Origin of the sequence: Bacillus sp. RK1064 (genome assembly GCF_051488405.1) — a bacterium.
Classification (GTDB): domain Bacteria; phylum Bacillota; class Bacilli; order Bacillales; family Bacillaceae; genus Bacillus.
This window is the reverse complement of record NZ_JBPSCZ010000001.1, coordinates 497,348-524,337: the sequence shown is the minus strand read 5'-3', so window position 1 is coordinate 524,337 and position 26,990 is coordinate 497,348. Positions and strand designations below refer to the sequence as shown.

The 26,990-nt window shown below is 42.4% G+C and carries 23 protein-coding genes and 1 pseudogene; 2 read left to right on the top strand and 22 right to left on the bottom strand.

The genetic code is table 11. The features are described from left to right. Window positions 1–55: 55 nt before the first annotated feature. From ACSSTM_RS02805 to ACSSTM_RS02740, 14 genes are all read right to left on the bottom strand, one after another. Window positions 56–1,324: a glycoside hydrolase family 30 beta sandwich domain-containing protein gene (locus ACSSTM_RS02805; RefSeq protein WP_106061898.1), complete on the bottom strand. Its 1,269-nt coding sequence runs from the start codon at window positions 1,322–1,324 to the stop codon at window positions 56–58. A 53-nt stretch (window positions 1,325–1,377) separates the two neighbouring features. After that, the gene (locus ACSSTM_RS02800; protein WP_420734911.1) at window positions 1,378–2,913 is read right to left on the bottom strand and encodes a glycoside hydrolase family 43 protein; all 1,536 of its coding nucleotides are present in this window, start codon (window positions 2,911–2,913) and stop codon (window positions 1,378–1,380) included. 224 nt (window positions 2,914–3,137) lie between these two features. Beyond that, window positions 3,138–4,598, bottom strand: coding sequence for a CoA-acylating methylmalonate-semialdehyde dehydrogenase (locus ACSSTM_RS02795; RefSeq protein ID WP_420734910.1), 1,461 nt, complete (start codon window positions 4,596–4,598; stop codon window positions 3,138–3,140). A 336-nt stretch (window positions 4,599–4,934) separates the two neighbouring features. Next, a complete protein-coding gene (locus ACSSTM_RS02790) occupies window positions 4,935–6,275 on the bottom strand; it encodes an alpha-glucosidase/alpha-galactosidase (RefSeq protein ID WP_260336102.1) in 1,341 nt (446 codons plus the stop codon). Window positions 6,276–6,306: 31 nt separating this feature from the next. Beyond that, window positions 6,307–7,137 carry a carbohydrate ABC transporter permease gene (locus tag ACSSTM_RS02785; RefSeq protein WP_095285229.1) on the bottom strand — a complete coding sequence of 277 codons (831 nt, stop codon included), beginning with the start codon at window positions 7,135–7,137 and terminating at the stop codon, window positions 6,307–6,309. Beyond that, window positions 7,137–8,069 carry a carbohydrate ABC transporter permease gene (locus ACSSTM_RS02780; RefSeq protein ID WP_095285230.1) on the bottom strand — a complete coding sequence of 311 codons (933 nt, stop codon included), beginning with the start codon at window positions 8,067–8,069 and terminating at the stop codon, window positions 7,137–7,139. The genes ACSSTM_RS02785 and ACSSTM_RS02780 overlap by 1 nt, the downstream gene beginning before the upstream one ends. 30 nt (window positions 8,070–8,099) lie before the next feature. Beyond that, a complete protein-coding gene (locus ACSSTM_RS02775; RefSeq protein ID WP_437403981.1) occupies window positions 8,100–9,356 on the bottom strand; it encodes an ABC transporter substrate-binding protein in 1,257 nt (418 codons plus the stop codon). A 217-nt stretch (window positions 9,357–9,573) separates the two neighbouring features. Further along, on the bottom strand, window positions 9,574–10,614 hold the full coding sequence (locus ACSSTM_RS02770; RefSeq protein WP_187704533.1) for a LacI family DNA-binding transcriptional regulator: 1,041 nt from the start codon (window positions 10,612–10,614) through the stop codon (window positions 9,574–9,576). Window positions 10,615–10,796: 182 nt separating this feature from the next. Beyond that, on the bottom strand, window positions 10,797–11,489 hold the full coding sequence (gene alsE / locus ACSSTM_RS02765; RefSeq protein WP_034660829.1) for a D-allulose 6-phosphate 3-epimerase: 693 nt from the start codon (window positions 11,487–11,489) through the stop codon (window positions 10,797–10,799). Between the two features lie 17 nt (window positions 11,490–11,506). Beyond that, the gene (locus tag ACSSTM_RS02760; RefSeq protein ID WP_034660830.1) at window positions 11,507–12,769 is read right to left on the bottom strand and encodes a PTS ascorbate transporter subunit IIC; all 1,263 of its coding nucleotides are present in this window, start codon (window positions 12,767–12,769) and stop codon (window positions 11,507–11,509) included. Window positions 12,770–12,794: 25 nt separating this feature from the next. Continuing rightward, the gene (locus ACSSTM_RS02755; RefSeq protein WP_034660831.1) at window positions 12,795–13,061 is read right to left on the bottom strand and encodes a PTS sugar transporter subunit IIB; all 267 of its coding nucleotides are present in this window, start codon (window positions 13,059–13,061) and stop codon (window positions 12,795–12,797) included. A gap of 15 nt (window positions 13,062–13,076) precedes the next feature. Next, window positions 13,077–15,149 (bottom strand): BglG family transcription antiterminator, encoded by a 2,073-nt coding sequence (locus tag ACSSTM_RS02750; protein ID WP_286203248.1) that lies wholly within the window; start codon window positions 15,147–15,149, stop codon window positions 13,077–13,079. A 430-nt stretch (window positions 15,150–15,579) separates the two neighbouring features. Then, window positions 15,580–16,641, bottom strand: a complete 1,062-nt coding sequence (locus ACSSTM_RS02745) for a dimethylarginine dimethylaminohydrolase family protein (protein WP_212590101.1) — start codon at window positions 16,639–16,641, stop codon at window positions 15,580–15,582. Window positions 16,642–16,944: 303 nt separating this feature from the next. Further along, window positions 16,945–17,415, bottom strand: a complete 471-nt coding sequence (locus tag ACSSTM_RS02740) for a MarR family winged helix-turn-helix transcriptional regulator (RefSeq protein WP_034660833.1) — start codon at window positions 17,413–17,415, stop codon at window positions 16,945–16,947. 119 nt (window positions 17,416–17,534) lie between these two features. Here ACSSTM_RS02740 and ACSSTM_RS02735 point away from each other — a divergent pair. Continuing rightward, a pseudogene (locus ACSSTM_RS02735) lies at window positions 17,535–19,053 on the top strand (MDR family MFS transporter); the annotation flags it as partial. Between the two features lie 43 nt (window positions 19,054–19,096). Here ACSSTM_RS02735 and ACSSTM_RS02730 read toward each other — a convergent pair. The 5 genes from ACSSTM_RS02730 to ACSSTM_RS02710 form a co-directional block, all read right to left on the bottom strand. Continuing rightward, window positions 19,097–19,966 (bottom strand): class II fructose-bisphosphate aldolase, encoded by an 870-nt coding sequence (locus tag ACSSTM_RS02730; RefSeq protein WP_095285235.1) that lies wholly within the window; start codon window positions 19,964–19,966, stop codon window positions 19,097–19,099. Between the two features lie 2 nt (window positions 19,967–19,968). Beyond that, window positions 19,969–20,427: a PTS sugar transporter subunit IIA gene (locus ACSSTM_RS02725; protein ID WP_066030823.1), complete on the bottom strand. Its 459-nt coding sequence runs from the start codon at window positions 20,425–20,427 to the stop codon at window positions 19,969–19,971. A 15-nt stretch (window positions 20,428–20,442) separates the two neighbouring features. Continuing rightward, on the bottom strand, window positions 20,443–21,858 hold the full coding sequence (locus ACSSTM_RS02720) for a PTS fructose transporter subunit IIC (protein WP_437403980.1): 1,416 nt from the start codon (window positions 21,856–21,858) through the stop codon (window positions 20,443–20,445). A gap of 13 nt (window positions 21,859–21,871) precedes the next feature. Beyond that, the gene (pfkB, locus tag ACSSTM_RS02715) at window positions 21,872–22,786 is read right to left on the bottom strand and encodes a 1-phosphofructokinase (protein ID WP_034660838.1); all 915 of its coding nucleotides are present in this window, start codon (window positions 22,784–22,786) and stop codon (window positions 21,872–21,874) included. Between the two features lie 130 nt (window positions 22,787–22,916). Next, window positions 22,917–23,693, bottom strand: coding sequence for a MurR/RpiR family transcriptional regulator (locus ACSSTM_RS02710; protein WP_034660839.1), 777 nt, complete (start codon window positions 23,691–23,693; stop codon window positions 22,917–22,919). A gap of 160 nt (window positions 23,694–23,853) precedes the next feature. Between ACSSTM_RS02710 and ACSSTM_RS02705 the strand changes: the two genes are divergently transcribed. Continuing rightward, window positions 23,854–25,260, top strand: coding sequence for a phospholipase D-like domain-containing protein (locus ACSSTM_RS02705; RefSeq protein ID WP_187704539.1), 1,407 nt, complete (start codon window positions 23,854–23,856; stop codon window positions 25,258–25,260). A 10-nt stretch (window positions 25,261–25,270) separates the two neighbouring features. On the opposite strand, the gene ACSSTM_RS02700 is transcribed toward ACSSTM_RS02705, so the two are convergent. The 3 genes from ACSSTM_RS02700 to ACSSTM_RS02690 are packed head-to-tail and all read right to left on the bottom strand — an operon-like array spanning window position 25,271 to window position 26,897. Continuing rightward, window positions 25,271–25,756: a DMT family transporter gene (locus ACSSTM_RS02700; RefSeq protein WP_095285237.1), complete on the bottom strand. Its 486-nt coding sequence runs from the start codon at window positions 25,754–25,756 to the stop codon at window positions 25,271–25,273. Window positions 25,757–25,777: 21 nt separating this feature from the next. Continuing rightward, window positions 25,778–26,458, bottom strand: a complete 681-nt coding sequence (locus ACSSTM_RS02695) for a Crp/Fnr family transcriptional regulator (protein ID WP_066030818.1) — start codon at window positions 26,456–26,458, stop codon at window positions 25,778–25,780. Window positions 26,459–26,471: 13 nt separating this feature from the next. After that, on the bottom strand, window positions 26,472–26,897 hold the full coding sequence (locus tag ACSSTM_RS02690; protein WP_034661956.1) for a DMT family transporter: 426 nt from the start codon (window positions 26,895–26,897) through the stop codon (window positions 26,472–26,474). Window positions 26,898–26,990 lie beyond the last annotated feature (93 nt).

Genomic DNA, 26,990 nt, shown 5'->3' with positions numbered 1-26,990 from the left:
CACAGAAAAAAGCCAATTTTCTTTTTTAATGAGAAAATTGGCTTTTGGTGTTTTTTTAGCGTTTGACCACAAATGTTGTCACACTTTGAGCCGGGAGATGAGCCCAAAATTGATTACCTGATATATTTAAGTCAGTTCCAGGCTGAAGGTTGCTGTTACTACTCGTAATCCATCTTGACGCTTGTGAAGCGGTTCCATTTTGCATGACAAAGTGTTGATTGACGCCTGTATTGTTTTTATTAATCGCTACAATGACGACCTTATTGTCCCCTTTATAGGCTGAGACGAAAACATTCGGTTCAGGGCTTTTCGTTGCATCAATTCTGACGTACCCTGGACGCACAAACTTGGAGAAATGCGCCATGTTGTAGCCACGTTTGCTAATCATTCCATCTTCCTTCATAGGACCGTATGATCTGCGGATGTACCACCAAACATACGCCTGAAAATCACCTTCCACCATCGAATGGTGAATATGCTCTGACACCCCTAATGCCTCAGGCCAGCGGTCCGCTGAATTGTTATCACTATTCGGGTAATATACCTCTGTCATCCACAGCTCTTTCCCCGCTCCTTTTTGTTTAAAAAGAGGATACGGAAGCTGGCTGATCTGGGTTCCATACAGATGGGCACCGAGAATGTCCATATTTCTAAGCGCCTGCGGATCGTTTAAGATAGGATCTGATATATTTTTAAGGTATTGAAAAGATTCTGGTGCAATCACGCGTGCATTAATGGAGCCGGCATTTTCTCTCATGAATCGCAGGATTTCCTGAGGCGTCCACCATGTCCATTCGTGTGCATAATCAGGCTCGTTTTGTACAGAAATGGCATAGAGGTTGACACCATTATTTTTCATGTATGTCACAAAATCATTCAGATGCTGAGCATATGCGGCGTATTGATTGTATCTCAAGCGCTTTGCAGACGCACCATTACGGTTGAAAGTCTCCACCATATGGCTTGGAGGATTCCAAGGCGAAGCGATCACTAAAGCGCCATGCTCTATTGCTCTTTTGGCGGTAGCAACTTCTCTGTGCCAATTATTTCTGTTCTCGTCTACATTAATTCGTAGAATGGAGAATCCTAATTGATTCTGCCCATTGCCAAAGGCGGTTTCCCTTTGAGGGGCAGTTAAATCACCAATCCAAGCCGGGTGGTTCATTCCGCCAAAGCCGCGAATCACTTGTCTTTCCGCATTGACATTAATATTCGCATCACTTGCTGCTGAAACCTCAGTTACCCCAGGCCCTATGAACATGACAGACAGCATAGTGCAGCAGACCAATAAAGTACAAATTGTTTTTTTGATTATGGACATCAAATTTTCCCACTCTCCCATCAACCAGTGATCGATGCCGCAGCATCTGATTTTGTTTACCTTTGAGTAAACTGCCAGGAATCAAATTGGAATAGGTTGGCACCATTTCCTTTGAAGACAAAAAATACGTTGTGCACTCCTGCTGCTCCGTTCACTGCCGTTTCTATTTCTCGCCAGTTTCCGCCTGTGGAAGGGACATTGAGTGTTCCGGCAATTCTGCCGTCTGGACTGCCAAGACGTACTTCTATTTGTCCGCCTGAAGCGGATGCTACATTGGTTTTAAAGGTTCTGGCACCGCTCGATCCGAAATCGACATTACTGACAGCCACCCAATCACCGTTTTGAATGTTTGTGACATGCTGGTTATTGACTGGTCCACCTGGTGCTGAGGAGGCCTCTGTTAAAATGCGTCCATTCCAAGCGAATGTTTCGGCTTCTACCCGCTGATAAGGGTTCAGGTTGGAAAGTTGTTTAACGCCTTCAAAATTGGCTGCGACCTCTCGAAGGGAGCCGTCAGCATTATGGACAAGCTTATTAATGTGGGGAGATCTGTAGCCTTTCCCTGCCCCATATAAGGCAGAGCTCACCGTTTGCGTGTGATACACGACATACCACTCGTTTTTAAAATGGAACACAGCATGATGGTTGTTACCGCCGCCGCCGAAAAATGCACCCGGATTTTTCAGGAAGTGTCCTTTATACGTAAAGGGGCCCATTGGACTTGAGCTCGTCATATAACCGATCTCACCAGGTGGTTTATCTGCTGGGTGGGAGCCGCCAAAATTGATGCAATAGGAATAGTAATAGGTACCGTTATACTTATGCATACCCGAATCTTCAAACATAAAAGGAGCATCAATGGTTGATGCGCTGCCAACCACACTAGTCATGTCAGGTCCTAGTTTCAGAACTCTCGCTGTTTTAGGATTGGCCCATTGTCCCTGCGTTGGATTTGAACCGCCTGGAACGCCTCCTCCGGCATATAGATAACCGGTTCCGTCATCATCTACAAATACGGCTGGATCAAAAAGCCATACAACACCGGACATCCCTGGTGTATTTGGCGTGACGAGCGCTTTTCCGATAGGATCTTTCCAAGGTCCAATCGGGCTGTCTGCTGTCAAGACGCCAATCCCTCCGCCGCTGTTAGCAAAATAAAGGAAAAATTTATCCTTCCCATTGATCTTTTTCACCGCAGCGGATGGAGCCCAGGAAGCGCCTGCCCATTTGGCAATCCCTCTCCCGCCATTGGCCCCATTTGCGCCAGCTACTGGAATCGCTCCGTGATCTGTCCAGTTCACCATATCCGCCGAAGAGATGACAAAGACCCTATTCAAATTCGCAAAAGAATTATCCTTAATCGTTCCATTGCTGTGATATTCATAGTCATCACTCGACATATAAATGTACACTCTTCCGTTATAGGTGAGCGCAAACGGATCCGCCCCCAGGTGATGGTCTATGAGTGGATTTGCATTTCCTACTCGTTTTGCAATGGGGGTACTTGCTGCACTCGCATCATATACCGGTATACAGCTCAGCACCAAAGCAAGAATCAAAAAACCTACACCGCACTTCATCCTCTTCCTCATCGTGTCATTTTCCTCCTGTTTTCATCTTCCTAATATTGGGGTTTACGCCCAATTTCAAATTATGTTGATATGAGCTGATGAAGAATGAATACAAAGGATGATTTCTAGGGAAAATCACTGCTAAAACCATCATGAAAACCCTTACTTTTTGACTAGGAGACAATAAAAAAATACAGTCCTCCACTTTGGAACTGCATTTTTTCTTCTTATTCAATGAATGTAGATTACATATAACGAGCGGTCACCATTTTCTTTCTTGTGTAAAACTCTACTCCGTCTGTTCCGTTCGCATGTAAGTCCCCGTAGAAAGAATCCTTCCAGCCGGAAAACGGGAAAAATGCCATTGGTGCGGGCACACCGATATTGACGCCGAGCATACCTGCTTCGATGTTTTCGCGAAATTCTCTGATGCTTGATGCGCTGTCCGTGTAAAGGCAGGCACCGTTCGCAAATTTTGATTGATTGGACAGGTCGATCGCTTCTGTTAGTGAAGAGACACGGACAATTGATAAGACTGGGGCGAAAATCTCGTCCTGCCAAATTTTCATTTGATTTGTGACATGGTCAAAAATCGTCGGTCCAACGAAATACCCTTTTCCCTTTGTTTCAAGGTCATTCCTACCATCACGAATGAGGCTTGCTCCTTCTTCAATCCCTGACTGGATATATTGAAGCGTTCGTTCTTTATGTTCCTTTCGAATGACTGGACCAAGAAAGACATCTTCATTTATTCCATTTCCAATGACGAGCTCGTTCGATTCATCAACTAATTTTTGAATGAACTCATCTGCCACTTCTTCTTCCACCGCGACAACGGCCGCGGCCATGCAGCGCTCTCCCGCTGATCCAAAGGCAGCACCAATGATTTGTTTCGTTGCCGCATCTAAATCTGCATCTTTGAGGACAATGGAGTGATTCTTTGCACCTGCAAGTGCTTGGACACGTTTGCCATGCTCTGTGCCTTTTTTATAGATGTATTCTGCGACTGGCTGAGAGCCGACAAATGAAATGGCTTTGACCTTTTGATGTTCAAGCAGACCGTTGACGACATCGTGAGCCCCATTGACGATGTTGAGAACACCTTTTGGAAGACCCGCTTCTTCAAATAGCTCGGCTAACCGCGCGGCAAGAATGGGCGTTCGTTCTGAAGGTTTTAAAACAAACGTATTTCCGCAGGCAATGGCAAGCGGGAACATCCAGCACGGGACCATCATCGGAAAGTTAAATGGCGTAATGCCGCCAATGACACCAATCGGATAGCGGTACATGCCAGATTCGAGTCCAGATGCGATATCTGGTAATTGTTTTCCCATCATTAAGGTCGGTGCACCAGCGGCAAATTCCACACATTCAATCCCTCGCTGCACTTCTCCTTTTGCTTCTGTTATGCTTTTTCCGTTTTCAAGCGTTACGAGTTCAGCCAGTTCATCCCATTTTTCAACGAGTAACTGCTGATATTTAAATAAAATGCGTGCACGGCGGGGAACGGGTGTTTTCGACCAAGTGGTAAATGCTTCTTTTGCTGCCTGTACTGCACGTTCGACATCCTTTTTTGTTGAAAGCGGCACTTCTGCGATGATCTCGCCAGTAGCTGGGTTATATACTGCCTCTGTTTGACTTGTTTCTGCCTCAATCCATTGTCCGCCAATATAATTTTTCAACATTTGTACATCTGTTTTGGTCATGTTCCCTCTCTCCTTTTTATGAAAGAATGTCATGCTTATAGGATGTGTATGGTTGTAATTGTCTCATCTAACGGGCGCCCATCTGTATACACTCTTTGTCAAATATTATTGTCGTTTTGGTTTACGTTGTGATAAAAGCTTGCTCTAACGTGTGAAAGGTTGACGCCCTATCCCTTTGTTTGTGAGAAATGATTCCCGAATGTGATTCATTCATGGTGATTTTTCGATTAACTTTTGGTTAACTTTAGAAAAATCATAATATTAAAAACGCTTTCAGTCAATCCTCTTTTTGCAGCATAAAAAACCTGATGCGCGTTGCATCAGGTAGAGGCTGGTTTATTTCTGTAAGTTGGTTGATGCAGCATATTGATTCGGTTCTGCAAAATGCGGGAGCATCTCACCATGTGTTTCAATGAGTTCATCGCATAATTTGATGATGTCATCAATGGATAGTTCAGCGCTTGTGTGTGGATCAAGTAATGCCGCTTGATAAATGTGCTCTTTTTTGCCGCTAATTGCTGCTTCGATTGTCATGAGCTGTGAGCTGATATTGGTCCGGTTGAGTCCAGCCAATTGTTCAGGGATCTCTCCGACATAGCAAGGCATGATGCCGCTGCGATCTGCAACACATGGTACTTCGACACACGCTTTTTCAGGCAGATTGTGAATGAGTCCTCCTGTGTTCAGCACATTCCCGCCAAATTTAAAGGGAACGTTCGTTTCGATCGCTTCAATGATACGAGAACCATATTCTTTTGAGCGAGTATGTGTGATCTGTGTATTGCCCACAAGGTCATGCTTCATTGTATTCCAGTTGTTGATTTGTTCCTCGCAGCGTCTCGGGTATTCATCGAGCGGAATGTTAAATTGACCGATCAGTTCTGGATAGCGTGATTTGATAAAATAAGGATGGTATTCGGCATTGTGCTCTGAGGATTCTGTGACATAGTAGCCGAATTTATCCATCAGCTCAAAACGTACCATATCATGATGCCGCGCTTGCTGCTTTTCTTTCGCTCTTCTTTTGATGTCTGGGTACAAATCTTTTCCGTCCCGTTTCACCTCTAATAACCATGCCATATGGTTGATGCCGGCAATTTTTTCTTCAATGCCTTCATGATCCATTTCAAGTGATTCAAATAGATCCTTTGTACACACCTGCACACTATGACAAAGACCCACCGTTTGAATCGGTGTATAGCGCAGCATCGCACCTGTCAGTGTGGCCATTGGATTTGTGTAATTTAATAATAAAGCATTTGGACAAACCTCTTCCATCTCCTTTGCAAAATCAAACATCACAGGAATTGTTCGAAGGAAGCGGAAGATGCCGCCGATGCCAACCGTATCCGCAATCGTTTGTCTTAATCCGTATTTTTTCGGAATCTCAAAATCAATCACAGTGCTTGGCCGATAGCCTCCAACCTGGATGGCATTGATGACATATTTCGCATCCTTTAAGGCTTCTTTTCGGTTGTGATAGGGCTTAATGGTCACATTTGCACCGTAGTTCTCTTTTAAATGCCGAAGCATCGTGTCTGATTCATTCAGCCGGTTGTGGTCGATATCATATAATGCGAATTCAAAGCCGCTAAGTGCAGGGACGAACAAACAATCTCCTAATATATTTTTAGCAAACACGGTACTCCCTGCACCGATAAATGTAATTTTAGACATTGACGACTCTCCTTTTTACATCCTTATTGAACTACCCTTTGACAGAGCCTTGTGAAAGCCCTGCGATAAAATATTTTTGCAACAGTAAAAACATCGTAACCATTGGCAGCATCGCAATGAGCGCAGCGGCACCAACGAGCTGGAGCTGATGCTGATTTTGACCAAAAAAATGGGATAAGGCGACTGTGAGTGTATGCATTTCTTTATCTTGCAAAAAGAAGATGGCAAATTGATAGTCGTTCCAAATATACACACAGGCAATGATTAAAACAGAAGCGGTAATGGGCTTCAGAAGAGGAAAAACGACAGTGAAAAAAACTCTGAGTGTCCCCGCTCCATCAATACGGGCTGCTTCTTCAAGCTCCTTTGGAATGGTCGACCGGATAAAGCCTGCGTATAAGAAAATGGTTAGCGGCAAAAAAGCAGCGACATTATTTAAAATAGCGATTTGATAGGTGTTCATCATCCCGATTTGAACGACCATTTTATAGAGCGGGACAAGGGCTGTGAGCGGTGGAATGACCATAATGGTGATGAATAAAACATAAACTGCTTTATTTAGCTTTGTGTTTCTTCTTGCGAGCGGATAGGCTGCAAGAGATCCAAGTATGATGAGTAATACAGCGGAGGTAAACGTAATCATCACTGTATTCAAAAAGGACTGGCCAAGCTGAGCCTCTGTCCATGCCGTGCGAAAGTTTTCAAGATGGAGCGCTTTCGGAAACAGCCATTTTGAACTGAAATCTCCTATCCCCTTTAATGATGTCGTCACCAAGATATAAAATGGAATGAGGTGAAGCAATGTCACCAAAAGTGCGAGGAAGGTGTACCATCTCTTTTTGCGTTTAAAGGCGTTATCCATCACACCTCGGTCTCCTTTCGTTTGAAATAAATCAGTGCTGCGACACTAATGACAAGGATGATGACCGCCATGAAGACTCCTTGCGTTGCTGCATAGCCTGCATCCTGACGTTTGAAATACAGATCATACATAAAGGTCGACATCGATTGCGAGGAATCTCCAGGTCCGCCGCCTGTTAGTGCCACAATGACATCAAAAAGTTTCAGCCCGCCAATGACATTAAGCACAACATTAATAGTGATAGACGGCATAAGCAGCGGCAATGTGATCCGTCTGAATTGCTGGAGGCTTGATGCGCCGTCTAATTGTGCCGCCTCATAATAATCCTTAGGAATACTTTGAAGGCCTGCTAAATAAATGATCATCGCAATTCCGACGAATTGATAGGTGTTGACAAGCACAATGATCCATGTGTTTAATTGCGGATTGCCAAGCGCATTCATTTGGTCAAATCCAAAAAACGTCACCACATCGTTTAAGGCACCGCCTTGGTAAGCAAACACAAAATACCAAATATAGCCCATCGCAATCGGACTAATCATGACAGGTAAATAGATGACTGTTCTTGTGATCGCTCTCATCTTTAAGCTTTGATTTAATAAAAGAGCATATCCAAGTCCAATGATATTTTGTAAGATTGTACTCCCAATTCCGTAGAGAAGCGTGTTTTTGACAACAAGCCATGTCGTTGGGTCTTGAAGCAGACGTTTATATTGATCAAGCCCAATCCATTCATAAGTTTGTGAGAACCCGTTCCAATTCGTAAAAGATAGCTGAATGCCGTTCAAAAAAGGATAAATGATAAAGGTACTGACGACGAGTACAGCTGGCATGTACATCCACCAAAGTGATGAATTCCGGCTTTTTTGCATCTTTTGTTTTGGTAAAGAGGTAAATGCGGCTGGCTGCTTTGCTTTTGTGATGTCATTCATTGGCTTCACTCCTGTTTCAGCATGGGCCTGCTATTGTTTTTTCAGACGCTTATATTCCTCTTCCATCTTCTTCGATAATTGTTCTGGTGTGATGGAGCCTGCTAATAATTCTTGACCCGTCGTTGCCATGACAGCCCACATTCCGCTTGGTAAGTATTTTCGATCGAAGTAAGGTTCAATCTTCAACTGTTCGTATTGATCGTAAAACGTAGAGTAATATTTTTTCGCTTTTACATGCGTTAAGGCTGCTTCAGAGGATGTGCCTTCTGCGATTTTTTCCGCATTTTCAGGCTTTGCGAGAAAATCGATGAATTGTTTTGCTTCTTTTAGATGCTTGGAGTCCTTCCAGGCAGCGACAGTAAAACGTTCTCCCCCAATCCAGCTTTGCTCATCTCCTTCATGAATGGCAGGAACAGGTATCGTGCCTACTTTGATCGATTGATTGAGTTCTGACGCTTCAGGTCCTAAAGAACCTCCGACAAAGGTGAAGGCTATTTTGTTTTGTGCCATCAGTTCAGGTGCTTGAGATAGTTTCGCTGTCAGGACATCTTTGTTTAAAAGATCTTGATCCTTCAGCTCCTTCATGAACTGTGCAAGCGGTGTATAGTGAGACCAATCAAAAGATCCGTTTTCAAGTTCTTTTCCGTATTGATGTTTTGGATCGGTGATTAATAAAGGTGTGGCTAGTTCATCAAAGACTTGGGCGATATTTGAGTTGTCTCCTCCTGGTATCCAGAGCGGCACAACCTCTCCTTTGCTCTTTTCCTTCACTGTCAGCAAAGCCGATTGGAATTCATCAAGTGTTCTAGGTACCTCAATGTCATAGTCCTTTAATAGATTGGCATTAAAGCTAAGCCCGTCTTTTGCTTGATTCAGCGGATATGCGTATACTTTGCCATCTTGATCCTTTAAAATCTGATCGAGTGAAGGATCAAGCTGTTTGACCCAATTCATCTCTTTTAGATCAGCGACATACTCGCTATAGCGGAGTTTGGCCCAGCCGTGTGTGTCAAACAGATCCGGCATATCGTTTGCCCCCATTTTGACACGAATCGTATCTTCATAGCTGTTGCCTGGGAAGTTGGCATCGATTCGAAGATGTGGATGCTCTTTTTCAAACTCACGAATCACTTCTTCAAACGCTTTTCTTTCCCCGCTGTTGCTCATTGTCGAAAAGAGAGTCAAGGTGACCTTTCCGTTTGCTTCAGACGTACCGTTATTGCTGCAAGCAGACAAAAAAATGGTCAAGACAAAGGCCGCAGTGAGCAGCATGATTTTTTTATTCATGGTTTCCTCCTTTTGATCACTGAAAATTCAGACGATAATCGGTAGAATTCATGCAGTTGCGGAAACAAAAGAAGTCCATTATACTGGAATTCTATTCTTTTCAAAGAGATAAGAGAGCATAACGGCAGGCTGCCTTGTTCTTCGCATGATCTGGCCATCATGTGAAGCAGCTTGCTTTCTGCTTTTTTGTCTCTTTTTTGTTTGCTGAGATCTTGGTTCACCCCCTTTCATGGATGAGACATGTGCTGCCCCGTTCGATGAGTTTTGTTGGCACGACGACTTTTAGAGGGAGCTTTCTTCCGTTTATTCGCTCAAGCAAAAGCTTCAAGCCGACTTCCCCCATTTCTTCTGTGTATACTTTTACGCTTGTAAGCGGCGGACTTGAAAATGAAGCAGCTTCAATGTCATTAAACCCAACAATGGATACATCGAAAGGAACACGCAGACCGGCTTCGTTGAGCGCACGCATTGCACCGATCGCCATTGAATCACTTCCGATAAAAAAGGCTTGTGGAAGGTTTCCTTTTTTAATGGCTTGCTGCATAAGCGTATAGCCTTCTTGCATGGAGTATTCCCCAATGTGGATGTCATCCAGATGAAGACATCCTGCCTCCTGCATTCTTCTCATAAACGTCGTTTGTCTTTCGTCCTCAATCACAGCGTTTCCTTCGAAATAATGCTCCCGCTCCTTTCCGCCAATATAGCCTAGATGTGTATAGCCAAGCGATTGCAGATGGCGAATTGCTCGATCTGCCGCTCTTACAAAATCAACATGTACACAATCATACAAATCTTCATCCGCATAATGATTAATAAAAACAATGTGTTCCATTCGGTTTGTCATTTTTTCAACTGTATCGGGGCTGATTCGTCCAATGACAATCAAACCGTCAATACCCTTTAGCATCGCGCCTTTATCCATGCTTCTCAGGCGAAAGGTATGGAGGGTGGACAGCCCTTGTTTGGCATATTCTTTTTCAATTCCTTTTCTAATCGATGAAAAAAAGGGATCATTTAATTCTTCGTCAATGGATTGAGCGACAACGATACCGATGACTGGGGATTCAGATGGAGGTTTTTCTTCTGCTTGATCGGCTTTTCTTGCTCTCACTGGGGTATAGTTTAGCTTCTTTGCAATGTCGAGGATGTTTTGTCTTGTTGCGTGTGAAACGGAAAGTGTTTGATCGCCATTTAACACACGGGATACAGTGGATACGGACACTTTTGCATCATGGGCAATATCTTTGAGTGTGGTCATAGGCAAACTCCTCTTAGATTTTGACTAAATATTTACTAAAGATATTTGAAGGATAACATATAAGTAAAGCGCTTTCAATTGTGGATTTGTAATTTTTTATTTTATATTTGGGTATGTTTTGGTGAGATTGTGGTGTTTTAGTAAAATTGCGTAAAAAAGAGGATGGATTACATCCTCTTTTACTAACGTGATTCAATTGAGGCTGTTTCTTTTGCAAACAATTGCTTCATTGTCTCCCAAGCTTTATCGAGTTGATTGTGAAGTCCAAATAAACCTGAGTTGCCGATGATATAGATCTCATTTCCAGCCTCAGCAAGCAGCCGGAACGTGCTCTCATTACAAGAGCCGTCTACTTCAATTGAAAACGTGTATCCTCTCTTCTCTTTTATCTCTTTCACCTGTTTAATTTTCTGAAGCATTTCTTTAATAAAAGGCTGACCTGCAAAGCCTGGATCAATCGTCATGATCGTCACTCGGTCTATTAAATGTAGATAGGAATCTAACGCTGCAATTGGTGTGGCGGGATTTAAGACAAAGCCGACCTTGCAGTCTCTTTGATGGATATGCCGAATGATTCTAAAAACGTCTCTTTGCACGACCTCTGGGTGTAAGCAGATCATGCTTGCGCCTGCATCAATGCAGGCATCGATTAAAAATTCTTGGGGGTATTCCGCCATAAGGTGAACATCAATTGGTCTATCTGTTAGTTTTCGAAGCTGTTCTATGAAAAAGGGCGATAAGGTGATATTTTTCACGTAATGACCATCCATGACGTCGACATGATATCGATCTGCTCTTGTGTTGAGTATATGAATTTGTTCGCGGAAGTGCGTTAAATCCATGCACATTAGTGAAGGTGAAAAAATGGCTTTCATTCTCAGGCTCCTCTTTTTTAAAGTTGAAATAAAAGCTTGATCAATCCAATTAAGATTCCGATGATACCAAAGTCTGTATCTCCAAAAGTTGTCCCTTCAAAGCCAAGGGTCCCTAACACAGGTAATAAACAAGCAGGTAAAAAGGAAAGAAGTAATCCATTCACAAAGGCCCCAGCGACAGCACCTCTCACGCCTCCTGTTGCATTGCCATACACTCCTGCTGTAGCGCCGCAAAAAAAGTGCGGGACAAGACCAGGGACAATGACAGTTAAACCAAACAAAGGTAAAAGAAAAATGGATACGATGCCTCCTGCAAAGCTGCATAAAAAACCGATAATGACTGCATTTGGAGCAAATGGAAAAACGGTTGGCGCGTCAAGTGCCGGCTTTGCCCCTTTCACAAAACGATCGGCAATCCCTTTAAAAGCAGGCACGATTTCACCGATTGCCATCCTCACCCCGGCTAAAATAATGTATACACCAGCGGCAAAGGTAATAGCCTGAATGAGAATGAAGACAGCGAAGTTCGTGCCCCCGCTAATTTGTTCTATAAAGGGAATCCCTGCAAACGGTGCAATCGCAAAGAACAGCAAAGCCATCGTGATCGAAATGGCAACAGATGTATCTCTTAGAAATCCGAGTGATTTAGGCACTTGAATGGTTTCCGTTGATTTCTCTGGACGACCGATCCATTTGCCGATCATTCCCGCTGTAAAATAACCGAAGGTACTGAAGTGTCCGAGCGCGAGATCATCGCTTCCGGTGACTTTCCTTGTGAATGGCTGAAGGATAGCCGGTGCAATGACCATAGCTGTTCCTAATATAATCGAACCGGTGGTCACAAGAAATCCTCCTTGCATTCCGGCTGTCGAGAGAACGACTGCGAGCATTGCAGCCATATACAAGGTATGGTGCCCTGTTAAAAAGACGTATTTAAAGGGCGTGAATTTTGCCAATAACAAATTGACCAGCATGCCAAAAATCATAATGAGAGCCGTCTGTGTACCGAATTCCTTTTGGGCAATGGCCGCCATGGCATCTGTATTTGGGACTACCCCTTGAATGTGAAAGGCTGCTTCAAACATTTTTCGAAAAACTCCAAGTGAATCAGACACGACCGTGGCGCCCGCTCCTAATATTAAAAAACCCATGGTTGTTTTCAAGGTGCCTGACACGGTATCTGCGGCTGATTTTTTCTGCAAAAGTAAACCGGCCAGTGCAAACAAACCGATGAGAATTGCCGGTGTGCCCAATATATCGTTCATGATCAGTTCTATCATGATGTGAATCCCCCTTTTTTGTGGCTTATATGTGTTTACGAAGGACGTCTTTAATGGCTTCCTGGTCTAACAAGTTATTTAATCCAGCGACCTTTCTTGTGCCGTCATCCAGCTGATCGATAATGTCTGTTGCTCCGATATATAGATCGGCCTGTTCATTTTTACTTGTGCTGAGATCGGTATGATCCACTTCAGCTACAAGTCCTAACTCTTCTAATGCTTTTTTGACATTCATTTCTACGATAAAGCTGCTTCCTAATCCGTTTCCGCACACAACAAGAATTTTTTTCATTCTCTTTTTCCTCCTTTATAGTTGTGAAAATTGATCAACTAGTTTTTGCACCGATGCTAATTCCTTTGCTTCAACCAGTTGTTTTCTCCGTTTTTCATCACTTAACAGCATGGTCAGCTGTTTGAGTGCTTTCAAGTGGGTCATACTGTCAATGGCTGCTAGCACAATGATGAGACGAACCTGTTTTTTTCCATCTTTAGAGAAAAAAACGGGCGGTTCAAATGACATGAGTGACATGCTTAATTTGTTCACGCCGTCCTCTGGTCTGGCGTGCGGAATGGCTACTTGTGGTGCAATCACAATATAAGGTCCATTTTGATGCACAGACTGAATCATGGCCTCCACATAACCTCTCTGAATGGCATTTTGATCGAGTAAAGGCTGCGCTGCTTTTGTGATGGCCTCTTGCCAAGTATCTGCTGTTTGCTGGAGATGAATGGTTTTTTCTGTTAATAAATCGTTTAACACTGGTTTCCACCCTTTCTGATGGGATACATATGCGGGATGAAGTAGCTCTTTAAGATCACGAAGCAGTGCTTTTTCATTTTGTACGATGGTATGCTGCTGAATGATGTTGAATAAAGCGTCCACATTTTTCTCATCAAGCCTGATTTCTGCACCTTCTCCATATTGAAGCAAGGTTTTTTTCTCATAGGCAGTGAGGATGGGATGAACGAGGTGAACGGGTTTTCCTTTAAACGAAATAGGTGTTGTTGACACAACAAAGTCGACATCAATGGATGACATTTCTTCATATGAACGCTTTGATAATAGATCGCGTACTTCGATATAACCGATTAATTCGATAAGCTGTGTTTTCAGCATGTGACTTGTGCCAATTCCTTCGCCGCAGACAATGTATACAGAACGCCGCACAATTGGTGAAATCCCTTCTCTTCTCATCCAACCACCAAAATGCATCGCCACATATGCAATTTCATGGTCGCTGATCTTTGAGCAAGTCGCCTTTTCTAAATGGCATACGACCTTTTGAGTGATGTCAAACACCTCTGGCTGTGCTTTTTTAATAGATTCTGTTAATTCATTGTTGATATCAATGTGATAGATGAGTCTGTAATAGGCCGGGATGAGATGCATGGTCAAGTTTTGCTCCAAGGCTTCGTACTCTTGAAAGGAAATACAAGCATACCGCTGAAAGTCAAAAATCATTTGTCTGGCAATGGTGCGAATGAGATGCTCTTCTGGTTTTTTACTTGATGGAAGCTTTTGTTTCTTGGCGCTGAGCCATAGAGTGCTAAGAAAATAGATTTCATCATCATGAACTTGAAGAACTGTTTCCCTTTGAATTTGTGCCATGAAACGAATAGCCGCCAAGCATTCATCTGTTTCCTGCAATGTACGCTTTTCTTCGTTTGAAAGGTGTACAGCACGTCCTAGCTTCATCCGCTTGAAGTAGAAAAAGAGATCCAAAGACAGCTGATCCAGCATGTCATCTGCAAACTCGAGCTTAAGCTCTTGTTCTGAATTCTCGAGGAGATGCTTTAACCGCTTATATGAAATGGGCCCCTTTAACCAAAAAGATGGAAACGCTTTTTCGTTTTTTATCATTGTGCGAATGGAATGAATATAAGGTTTCAGCGCCAATCGAATCGCTCTTTCTTCTCCTGAAATCAAATAGCCGCAGGCTGTCTGATAGTGAAGCGTGAGCTGCTGCTTTGAAAGTGCTTCTTTTAGCTGTTTCATATCTTCAAGCAATGTATTCCGGCTCACTTTGATCATCTTCATAAAATCATCAATTCTTAGGCGTTTCTCACTGCATGCAATGGATAAGAGCAGGATGGCTCTTCTTTCCTTTACGCATGGTTCATAATCATGGCCAACGAGAATGGTGTTCGCTTTTTGAATAATGACTTCTTTTTCATGTGGGTGTAAGTAGTAGCCAAGTTGATCTTTTCGCTGAATACCACTCAGCTGCTGAGTTTCCAGCCAGCTATTCATGCGTTTGATTTCAGAGTAGACGGTTCGAGTAGAGACATTCAGTCGATTCTGTAAATCTTCAATTGATAAATAAGATGTCGTGTGAATCAGCATTGATAGTAAAGTCGTGCCCCTTTTGGTTAAATACAGTTGGAATTCCTCCCTTCTTCCCTTTGGTTATAAGTTTAATCAACTCACATGCATCAAAGAAGCCCAAATGTCTTCAGCAAATGCAGTGCAGCTTTTGGGTGCTCTTTTGCCATAAGAAAAAGCACACCCGCATGAGTGTGCTTTCAGACTTGTACACAAAGAGTCCTTTGTCTTCTTTTACGTGATAGAAATTTTTTTGAATGCCTTTTTTTGATTTTTTACAATTCTTTTGGCATTCTTGATTCACACATATGTACTGGGCTTCATTGCCGATAAAGAAAGCGGACACCAATCAAGGCACTTAAGTGCCTAATGATCAGCGTCTGCAGGTTCTTCTTTCTGGACAAAATAATCGTTTTTTGCTAGTCTCTATTATACGATGATCCACATAGAAAAAAGATGCTCTTAATCAGGATGCTTTTCTGTTTTTTTATTTACGAAGTAATGGCTGAGTCGTGCATCGGAAAGCGCCACCATAGCTTCTTGTTATTTTAAAATCAACATATTCCACCTTGATATTTCTTTTTTCTAATTCTTTTCCAATTGTATTTTGATATGCTATATCCGTTACATATACTTTTTCATTAATCGGTAACCCATTAATAGCTAAATTTTGCGCTTCTTTGTAGCTTACTTTTATTTTATCCCAATCTCTTAATTCATCTGGAACTCCGTTTGGTAGTGAGTCTTCATTCACAATCATCAGACCGTCTCGCACAAAACTAATGACACAATCAAGATGAAGAGTATTTTTCTCGAGTTTCACTTCAACTACTTTATAACCATCTGGTGTTAAATAATTACGGAGCCAATCGATTCCTTCTTTATTAGATGCTTGACCAGAGTTCCCAACAAAAATTGTTTTCCCGTACACAAGAATATCTCCACCCTCTAAAAACGGACCATTCTTAGAATTTATGCCTTTTGAAACATCCGGCTGTGGAACAGCAACATATGGATTTTTGTTCGCTCTTACCTCTTTTAAAAGGATATGTCTTGCTGGGAAAACTTCTAGTCTGCGGTAGCTTGAAAAGAACGATCCTTCGATTATGTGATTTCCTATTGTAAAGAATGGATCTCTAACAAAGAAATTCGTAGCCCCTGCTCCACCAGTTATACCATTTTCAGCTAAACCTAATTTCTTTTCATTCTCTGTTAAAAGGCGTGGCATTTGGGTGTCTACATCGTATTTCTGAAGTACTTTTTTAAACTCTTCACGTTCTTTTTCCATTTTGATTTGAATATCTTTCATATCTTCCATCATGTTTGAGCCGCTATCTCCCTCGGGAAAATAAACTTCAGACTGAGACAAAACGACACGTTTTAATGGAGCAAATTCACTTTCTACATACACATTTCCTTTATTTTTTTCGTTTTCAGCTGAGACTTTTTCTGCTTTCACACTATCTGAGCTTTTTGACTGCGAGCAGCCTGTTACAATAACGGTCAATACCGCAGCAAAGCCAACTAAATTAATAAATTTTCTTTTCATTCCAATTAACCCTCCATTTTATTTATTTTGTGGTTAATAAAAATAGTAACTATTAAATCTTAAATATTTATTAACTTTTAGGCTTTTTTTATTTTTAAAGTGGAAAGATTACATGTTGCTTGCTTTTTCAGATTATAACAATCCTTTTTCATCTCTAAACCTTTGAATCTATTAAAAATAGTAAAAAGGGCTAGTTCAGCGAATTCATCTTCTGTATATCAGATCCAAAGGAATCTAAAATTCTTCATCCGATGCAGGTTAATTTTTTCATTAGAAAAAGCACACCTCCAACAGTGCGCTTTCTTACGATTTAGACTTAAACAATCGCAGCTCTTGCTCCATAATATCTGCTGCTTCGTTAATAAATTGAATGATTAAGTCTAATTCTTCTCGTTTGTATTCGTTTGTGAGCTGTTTAGTTGATGCCGATAAAGATTGAAAGAGTTCTTTTACTTGTGATTTCCCAGCCGTTAATGGAACGATGATGACTCTTCGCTTGTCTTTTGGGTCCTTTTCTCTTTTGACGTAGCCAGCTTTTTCAAGACGGTCAATAAGAGCTGTGACCGCACCTGAGCTAAGACCTGTTTTTTCACTTAATTCCCCTGCTGTGAGGGGGCCGAGTTCGTTTAATAAATCGGCTGATTTGAGATCTGTTGGGAAAAGGCCGAGCGATTGCGCGGCCGCTTGATGGAATAAAACCGTTCGTGTCGCGAGGCGCCTCAGTGTATGTATGATCAGGTCTGCTCTGTCTTCTGCGTCGTTCTTTATTGACAACTTGTTCTCCTCCCTTTAAAATCAATTTATCTTGATCATCAAGATAAATGTTCTCTTCCTTTATATTTAAGTTGATCATAGCAAAAATAAGGAGAGAACGTAAGCAGGAGGTAAATGAAATGAATCATGTGGATAAAGGCAAGGCATCCACTCGCTTTGTTGTCATCGGTTTGCTGTTAGGGATTTTTATGGCAGCGATGGACAATACCATTGTTGCAACAGCGATGGGAAGCATCGTAGCAGATTTGGGCAGTTTTGATAAATTTGCTTGGGTGACGGCTTCTTATATGGTGGCAGTAATGGCCGGAATGCCGATTTACGGAAAGCTTTCTGATATGTATGGTCGAAAGCGTTTTTTTCTGTTTGGACTTATTTTCTTTTTAATTGGATCAGCGCTGTGCGGTATTGCACAAACGATGGATCAGCTCATTATTTACCGGGCCATTCAAGGGCTTGGAGGCGGTGCCCTTCTTCCGATCGCGTTTACGATCATCTTTGATATCTTCCCGCCTGAAAAGCGCGGAAAAATGTCCGGTATGTTTGGTGCAGTATTTGGTTTATCGAGTGTACTAGGACCACTGTTAGGAGCTATTATCACAGATTCGATCGGCTGGCATTGGGTGTTCTATATTAACGTGCCAATCGGTATTGTTAGTGTGTTCTTGATCGCCAGATACTATCATGAATCGCTAGAACATCGCAAGCAAAAAATTGACTGGTCAGGTGCTATTACACTTGTCGTGGCAGTTGTGAGCTTAATGTTCGCACTTGAGCTTGGCGGTAAATCTTATGCGTGGGATTCGGTGCAAATCCTCACACTTTTTGCCGTGTTTCTTGTGTTTGGTACCATCTTCTTTATTGTTGAGCGTAAAGCGGAGGAACCGATTATTTCTTTTTGGATGTTTAAAAATCGTTTATTTGCGACATCTCAAATATTGGCGTTTTTATATGGGGGGACATTTATTATTCTTGCCGTCTTTATTCCTATTTTCGTGCAAGCGGTGTATGGTGAATCTGCGACAAGTGCAGGGTTTATTTTAACACCGATGATGATAGGATCTGTGATTGGCAGTATGATTGGCGGAACGATGCAGACGAAAGTTCCTTTCAGACGTCTTATGACGATCTCTGTTATTTCATTTTTTGCTGGGATGCTGCTGCTTGCCAATATGTCACCAGATACAGCTAGACTTTGGCTCACAATCTTTATGATGATATCAGGCTTTGGTGTCGGCTTCAGCTTCTCCCTTCTGCCGTCAGCTTCAATGAATGATCTTGCCCCTCGTTACCGAGGCAGTGCAAACTCAACCAATTCATTTATGAGATCACTTGGGATGACACTTGGTGTCACGATTTTTGGGACGATTCAAGCCAATGTCCTATCGAATCGCTTAGCAGAAGCCTTTAGCGGAATGAAAGGAGCCCCTTCTCAAATAGGCAATCCACAAGCCATATTCCAAGAAGGTGCCCGTTCACAAATTCCGCCTGATATTTTAAATAAAGTCATCGATGCGATGTCACAAAGCATTACGTACGTATTTTTGATTGCGTTATTCCCTATTGCCCTTGCAGCGATTACGGTCCTATTTATGGGAAATGCACGAGTACGCACATCAAATGAAATGAAAGAAAGCGAATAATGTGAAAAAGCAGAGCGTTAGCGGCTCTGCTTTTTTTCGTTTCACTGATATAGAGGATGGGCTTTGCCCTCACTGCCAACGATACGTATTTTCGATGTGACCATGTCTTTTGCTGCTTGCTTTGCTTTTTGTAAATACATACGTGGATCTAAGCTTTCAGGTTCGTTTGAGAAATGATCACGGATGGCTTCAGAGTACGCATTTTTCAATTCAGTAGAGACATTGACCTTTGCCATACCAAGTGCCACACATCGTCTGACGTCTTCATCCGGAACAGCGGAACCACCGTGCAGCACAAGGGGAACATCGACCAGCGCTGCAATTTGTTCAATACGGTCAAAGTCAATATCCGGTACTCCTTTATAAATGCCGTGAGCGGTGCCGATCGCAGGCGCTAAAGTAGGTACCCCAGTTTCTTCTACAAATTGACGGCATTCTGATGGAATGGCTTTTTCAGCATCCTTTTCATCGACGACGATATCATCCTCTACGCCGCCTACCTTGCCTAATTCTGCTTCAACGTTCACTCCTACTTTTAATGCGAGGTCCACAACTTCTTTTGTGCGGCGTACATTTTCTTCATATGAATGCATGGATGCATCGATCATGACGGATGTATATCCTGCTCGAATACAGGTGAGAATCACATCAAAGTCCGTGCAGTGATCGAGGTGCAGACCGATTGGGATTTGATATTGATCAGCCGCCGCTTTGACTGTATCTGCAATCGCTTTTGCTCCAAGTGATTGAACTGTTCCAACCGTTGTTTGCAAAATGACAGGTGATTTTAATTCTGCGGCCGTTTCGAGCACCCAATAAATACTGTCAAAGGAATGTACATTGAATGCAATGATTCCGTATTTTTCTTTTTTCGCAGCCTCAAGCATCGGTGTTGTTGAAAGTAAAGGCATAATCAAACATCCTCTCTCGTTAAAATATCTGTTTCTAAAACAGTAAGCATGTCTTCATTTGTTCTTGTTTCCAGCAGCTTTTGTCGTTTGGCTTCATCCATTAATCCTCGTGAAAGAGCAGAAAGAGCCTTTAGATGAGTGGTGCCCGCTTCATTTTTGGGGATCAGTAAGGATAAGAAGAAAAAGCATGGCTTCCCATCAAAAGCGTCCCATTCAATGCCTGTTTCAGTGCGGACGATCACAAGTGCTGGTTTTGTGATGGCTTCTGTTTGTGTATGTGGAATGGCAAATCCATCTTGAAATCCAGTCGTGCTCAGTGCTTCCCTTTCAGCTAAGCCTTTTTTGACATCCTCTGCTGATGTACAAATACCTGCTTTGTAGGCAATGTCAGCAATGGCTGCGAAAACGCCAGCCTGTGAAGAAGCTGTTTCATGAAGATTCATATAGATATGTTCCATTATTTCTCTTCCTCCCTATTAAACTGCGGGTTTGTCTATTTTTTTACGGTAAAGTCCGTATAGAATGGCACCTACAAGTGATCCGATCAGTATGGATAGTACCCACTGAAATGCACCTGTGACGACTGGAAGGACAAGGAATCCACCATGCGGAGCTGGAACCTGTACGCCAAATAGATACGTCAATATAGCAGAGATGGCTGAGCCAAACATGATAATTGGCAGGACAACGATCGGGTTTTTTGCCGCAAATGGGATGGCCCCTTCTGTAATATGTGTCGCCCCTAGAATATAGTTGATTGCCCCTGCATTTCGTTCCTGCGGTGTGAAATGTTTTCTGAAAATCGTTGTGGCAATCGCAATGATAAGCGGCGGTGTGATACATGCTGCGGACACACCTGCCATGAAGTAAAGGTTACCTTGTGCAAGTAAAGCCGTTCCTGTGACATAGGCTGCTTTGTTAAAAGGACCTCCCATATCAAATCCACACATCGCTCCAACAATTAAACCTAAGAGCAGCGGGTTCGTGGATTGAACAGCTGAGAGAAAATCCATTAATGAATTATTTAGGCCTGTGATCGGAACTAATAGTGGTGTCATCACAGCTCCAATCAAGAAAATACCGATAACAGGATAGATGAAGATTGATTTTAAACCGTCAAGTGATGCAGGTAATTTTTGAAGCAGGAATTGAAGGAATACGATGATATATCCTGCTGCAAAACCTGCGATAATACCACCTAAGAATCCAGCGCCTCCGTCGTTTGCAAGCAGGCCGCCGATAAACCCGACAACCATCCCTGGGCGTCTGGCGATTGAATCAGCGATAAATGCTGCTAAAATAGGCACCATTAAGCTAAAGCCGAGTCCGCCAATGCTTTTCAAATAGGCAGCAAACGTATGATACGTTTCATGCTGAGGATCAGCAGAGTAGATACCGAATAGAAATGAAATGGCAATTAAGACCCCGCCTCCAACAACAAATGGAAGCATGTGTGATACACCGTTCATTAAATGTTTGTAGATCGTGTGTATCCATTTATTCGTCGTCTTTTGTTGAGAGGATGAAGGAGCAGATGTTTTCTCCGTTCCAGAAGCCCTTCCTTTCACTTGATGAACGGGTGCATCTCCATTGATAATGCCTTGGATCAGTTCTTCTGGCGTGCGGATGCCTTTCGCTACAGGCACTTCAATAAGTGGTTTGCCGTGAAAACGATCTGTATTCACATCTTTGTCAGCTGCGACAATGATCCCATCGGCCTCCAGAATGTCTTGATCGGTTAAAGCGTTTTCAATTCCTACTTGACCATGTGTTTCGACTTTGATGTCGACCCCTAATTGCTCAGCAGCTATTTTTAATGCCTCAGCTGCCATAAACGTGTGTGCAATGCCTGTTGGACAGCCAGTTGCAGCGACAATTTTTTTACGGCTCATATCTGATTCCCCCTTATATCTTGTGAATGTGTACTTGCTCAATTAATGAATGAATGTCATGTAAATCACTTAAGCCTTTAGAAAATGCAGTAGATGCGCCCGTTGCAATGCCGTAACGTAAGCATTCTTCAGGTGAATGACCTTCAAGCTGTTTACTAAGAAAGGCTGCGAGCATTGCATCTCCAGAACAAGCTGTGTTTACCACAGTGCCTGTCGGTGCGTTTCCTTTTAAGATGACGTCTTTCGTAATGAACAAAGCCCCTTCTCCTCCGCGGGAAATAAGCACTTGCTCTGCACCCATCTCAATGAGTTTTTCTCCTGATTGAATGAGTTCTTTTTCTGACATAGGATGTATTTTGCCGAAAAAAGCAGCGATTTCTTCTTCATTCGGTTTTAATAAATACGGCTTGTATTGAAGCGTCTCAAGAACTGCTGCGGAGCTTGTGTCTAAAATAAACTTGACGTTGTGCTGATGACAAATAGCTGCTACTTCTGAAAAAATGCTGGCGGGTACGCCCTTTGGCAGGCTGCCTGACATGATAAGGATGTCCCCCTGCGGGATGGCCGCTATTTTTTCACGAAAGGCGTGAAGCGCTTTTGCTTCAATCGCAGGTCCTTGGTTCACGAGCTTGTATTCTTCTGTCGTATTAATAAAAACATTAATGCGTGTAATTCCTTCAACCGAGATAAAATCGGTTTGAATGGAAAGGTCCTTTAAGGATTGTTCAATATAAGAGCCTGAAAACCCAGCAATAAATCCTAATGCAGTGCTGGTGAATCCATATTTCTTTAGCATAATGGAGACATTGACTCCTTTGCCATTCGGCTGATAATCTTCATCTTCTGTGCGGTTGACTGCATTTGCCCTCATTTCTTTTAATGCAATATATAGGTCAATAGCAGGATTTAAGGTGCAGGTATAAATCAATTGGTTTCACCTTCTTTCTTTTCTCTAAAGAAAGTATCTCATACGATGGAGTGAAAATGTTTTCAGGTTGTGTAAAGGTTTTCATGATAAAAAGCCTTCCAGATCAAAGTCTCGAAGGCTTCTTTAGCGGTTATTTCATTCGGATCACATAGGCATCTAGTAAAATGCGGGCAATGACATGAAGAGACAGGCGCGATCTGACTTCATAATCTGGGAAGAAAGATTGTTCGCCTTTATATCCGACTAGAGTCATATCTGATATTTTGCTTAATGTAGAATCTATTCTTGTCGTGACGGTAATGGTCGTGACTTGCTTCATGCTGAGATTTTGACACGCTTCAACGAGCTCTGCTGTTTCGCCATTTAATGAAACAAAGATCGCAAGTTCGTTTTTACTGATGTCTCTCGATTTCAGCCGAATGATATTCGGATCGTCATGTACTTCGCATGTTTTTCCGATGAGCTGTAATTTGATGGTCATTTCTTTGGCAATCATCTCTGAGAAGCCTCTGCCGAAAATATAAATTTTGTCCGCATTATGTATTTTTTGAACGGCATCTTCAATTTGCCCAATACTTTGCAGCTGAATCGTCTTTAAAACCTCTTCTTCATTTTTCCGAATCGCTAGTTTGATGTCTTCATCGATGTTTTTTAGCTGATCACTTGCATCGGTCATTTTCTTTTCTTGTTTCAATCGATATTTAAAGGAAGTATAGCCGTTGTAACCAATTTTTTTCATCAATCTGACAATTGTGGCTGTCGACACATTCGCTCTTTCACTTAATGTGACGATGGATAAGGTGGAGATTTCCTCTAGATGCTGGTGAATATAATGGAGTAAATAACGTTCTGTTTCACTTAACGTTTGATACACATCGCTTGGAATGTTAAATAGTGGTTCATTCAATTCGATTCCCCCTTACTCATTTCATACTATAATTAAATGCCCAATAAAAACAAGATGATTCTTTTATCATATATTTTGATGTGGAAGCCAAAATGAGTGAAATTTGATTTTTGACATACACTAAGGAAAAGTTGTGTCTGTGTGAAAGGAGCTGATACCTATGCTTCATCTCTTGTTTTTTCTCATCCTTCTCTATGTCGTCTATGTATTTTTGACCGCATTTGTGTTGTTTTATTTACCGATACGAAAAACATGCAAAGAACATTGTATTTATAAAGCCTCTTCTATCTCAGGAGACGATCAGGGGACAAATCAAGTGATGCTTCTTGACGATGGGTTTGAATCTGGTCAGGTTAGAATCCAAATGATTCGTGAGGCAAAGAAGGTGATCCGTCTCAGTTACTATTCCATTCAAAAGGGAAAAACAGCCGAATGGGTACTAGGTGCTTTAATTGAAGCAGCTGATCGAGGTGTGAAAGTCCAGGTGTTGTTAGATGGCATCTGCCACAGTTTGCGCGGGCCGCTGAAGCATTTGCGCTATGCGGTGGCAAATCATCCGAACATGTCGATTCGTTTTTATGAGCCCTTTCGTTTGTTCAAGCCTTGGACGTGGCATAATCGGCTTCACGATAAGCTGCTACTAGCAGATGGCCGAGTGGCTGTGATGGGCGGAAGAAATATCGGTGATAAATACTTTGCAGATCAGCCGCCGAAAGACTTTGCTTTTGACCGCGATGTGCTGCTCTATAACGCCAAAAAGGGAAAAGTATTAGATGAAATGGAGCAATATTTCGTTTATCTATGGAATCATGATTTTACGAAAAGAACAAAAGAGGTGTTCTCCAAGCCAAAAGCGAAAAAAGGGTTAAAGCTAAGAAAACAGCTGCTCAGATCCTATCAAGAAGCAGTGCGCACAAAAGAACCTTTTGTGATGTCCTCCTTTGATTGGGTAGCAGATGCCACTTCAGTGAAACAGATTGCCTTTTTCACAAATCCTGTAGAACGCTTCAATAAGCGGCCGCTTGTGCTGAAAAAACTGAACGATCTTGCGCACCGGGCAAAGCGTTCTGTGCTTATACAAACGCCTTATGTCATCCCAACACGCCCAATGAAAGCCGGACTCACCCCCTTAGGTAGTGAGATTCAAACGACAATGGTCACGAATTCTCTTACAGCGACACCAAATCCGTTAGCCTTTGCTGGATATTTAAGCACGAAAAAGGAACTGATGAAAACAGGCGTTCATTTGTATGAATATGAAGGCCCCTATTCCATTCATGGGAAATCAATGGTGATTGATGATTACTTGAGTATTATTGGGACATATAACTTAGATGCGAGGTCTAGTTTTTTAAACACAGAGTCGATTTTGGTGATTGACAGTGCCCCGTTTGCGTTATCACTTACACAGGCAATCGAACAAAAAATCGCCTACAGTAATCTCGTTGCTAAAGACCGAACAGCCTATCATGCGAGCGCATATGGGCAGAAAAAAAAGCCTTTGATGAAAAGGCTCCTTTTAAATGGATTATCCGCGATAACGGTATTATGGCGGCGATTGATTTAAAAAAGGGCGGCTACTCTTGTGGCAGCCCTTTTTCTTGCGATTGATCTTTTTCGGCTGACTCCAATTTGGTCAATTTAAACACTAAGATCCCAGCAACAATCACAATGACACCTAATAGTTTTGTAAAAGAAAATGCCACTTTTTCTAACCCAAGCCAGCCAAGCGAATCAAACAAAAGAGCGCAGCCCAGCTGTGACGTGAGGACAATCGAGATGCCATAAGTCGGTCCAAGACGTTTGATACTCTGAACTAGACAAATGACCACTCCTACCCCAATGGCTCCGCTGATCCAGTACCAAGCTTCCATATGTCTTAATTGAAACATGCCAGTTCCCTCTAGTAAGAGACCCATCAGGAGTGAAGCAATAAAGCCCATTCCAAGAACGAGGGTGGTAGTTGACCAAGAGCCTGTATGCTCATTGACCTTACTGTTAAAAATGGTTTGTAAGCTGACGAGTGCGCCAGCAGTGATAGCTAATAGTATTCCTATGAACATATATAAATCCCTTCATTTCTTCTATTCATAAATATTGTGCTCTGCTATTTCTAGAAGCCCTTTCCGGTCACAAATCGTAATCTCTCCTCTACGCCTCTCTATCAGCCCTTTTTCACAGAATTGCTGAATGACCCGGTTAATATGACGATAGCTTGTACCGATTAAGCTTGCCGCATCAGTGAGACGAAGGGCGCTCGCGCTGTCATCATTTGTTACAACAGACAATAAGTAGCTTGCAAGCCTGACCTCCACAGGATATAAAAGGTGGAAACTCAGATCGTTTGATTTTGTATAAAATTTGTTTGTGATGCCTTTTAGCAGAAAGGTTAACACGCGTGGGTCATCCTTCGCATGGCGCATGAGCGCTTGATGAGAAACCCTTAGCATATGTACTTCTGTGACAGCTTCGACTGTATTGACCATGTCGGTTTGCTGAACGTATTCAATATCTCCAATCGCTTCAAGGGGATGTTTAAAGCTAAGAATAAAGGTTTTCCCTTCCTTTGTGGTCGTGAAAATCTTTAATTTTCCTTTCACTAACAAGTACAGGTACTCCCTCTTATCCCCTTTTGAACAAACGAGCTCACCCTGCTCATAGCGCCACAAGCTCACGTGTGATATGAGCTTTTGATGAAAGACGTTTTCTAATTGATGTGCCTTCATATATGAGGCAAAAAGAGATTCATCATAAAGCTCCTCCATCTGACGCCCTCCTTTATAGCTTTAAAATGATCACGCCTGCGACCATCAGTAAAATTCCTGCATAATGAGGCCATTTCATTTTTTTCTTCTGTACACCAAACCATCCTTTTGCATCGATTGCAAAGGTAAAAGCAAGCTGTGCAATAAGTAACGCTGCGATGGTGAGTGTGACACCGATCATTTGAATCGCGGTGACTTCATTAAAAATAATAATGGCTGCAAATGCGCCGCCTATTAAATAAAGTGGCTGCACCTTTCGATATTCCCTGAAGTGTCCGTCTCGTACGATGAGTAAAATGACAAGTGAGATGATAAAACCGGTTAGCTGCGTGATAGTTGCTGCCTGCCATGTGCCGATATCCTGGCTGATTCTTGCGTTGGCTACGCCTTGCAGTGTAATGCAAGCGCCTCCTAATAAAGCGAAAATAACACCTTTCATTCGTTCAAATGCTCCTTCTTTTTTCAGTCTAGTTCCATTAAATGATACATGCTCACCTATTGAAAAGGACATATGTCCCACTTTGCGTATTAT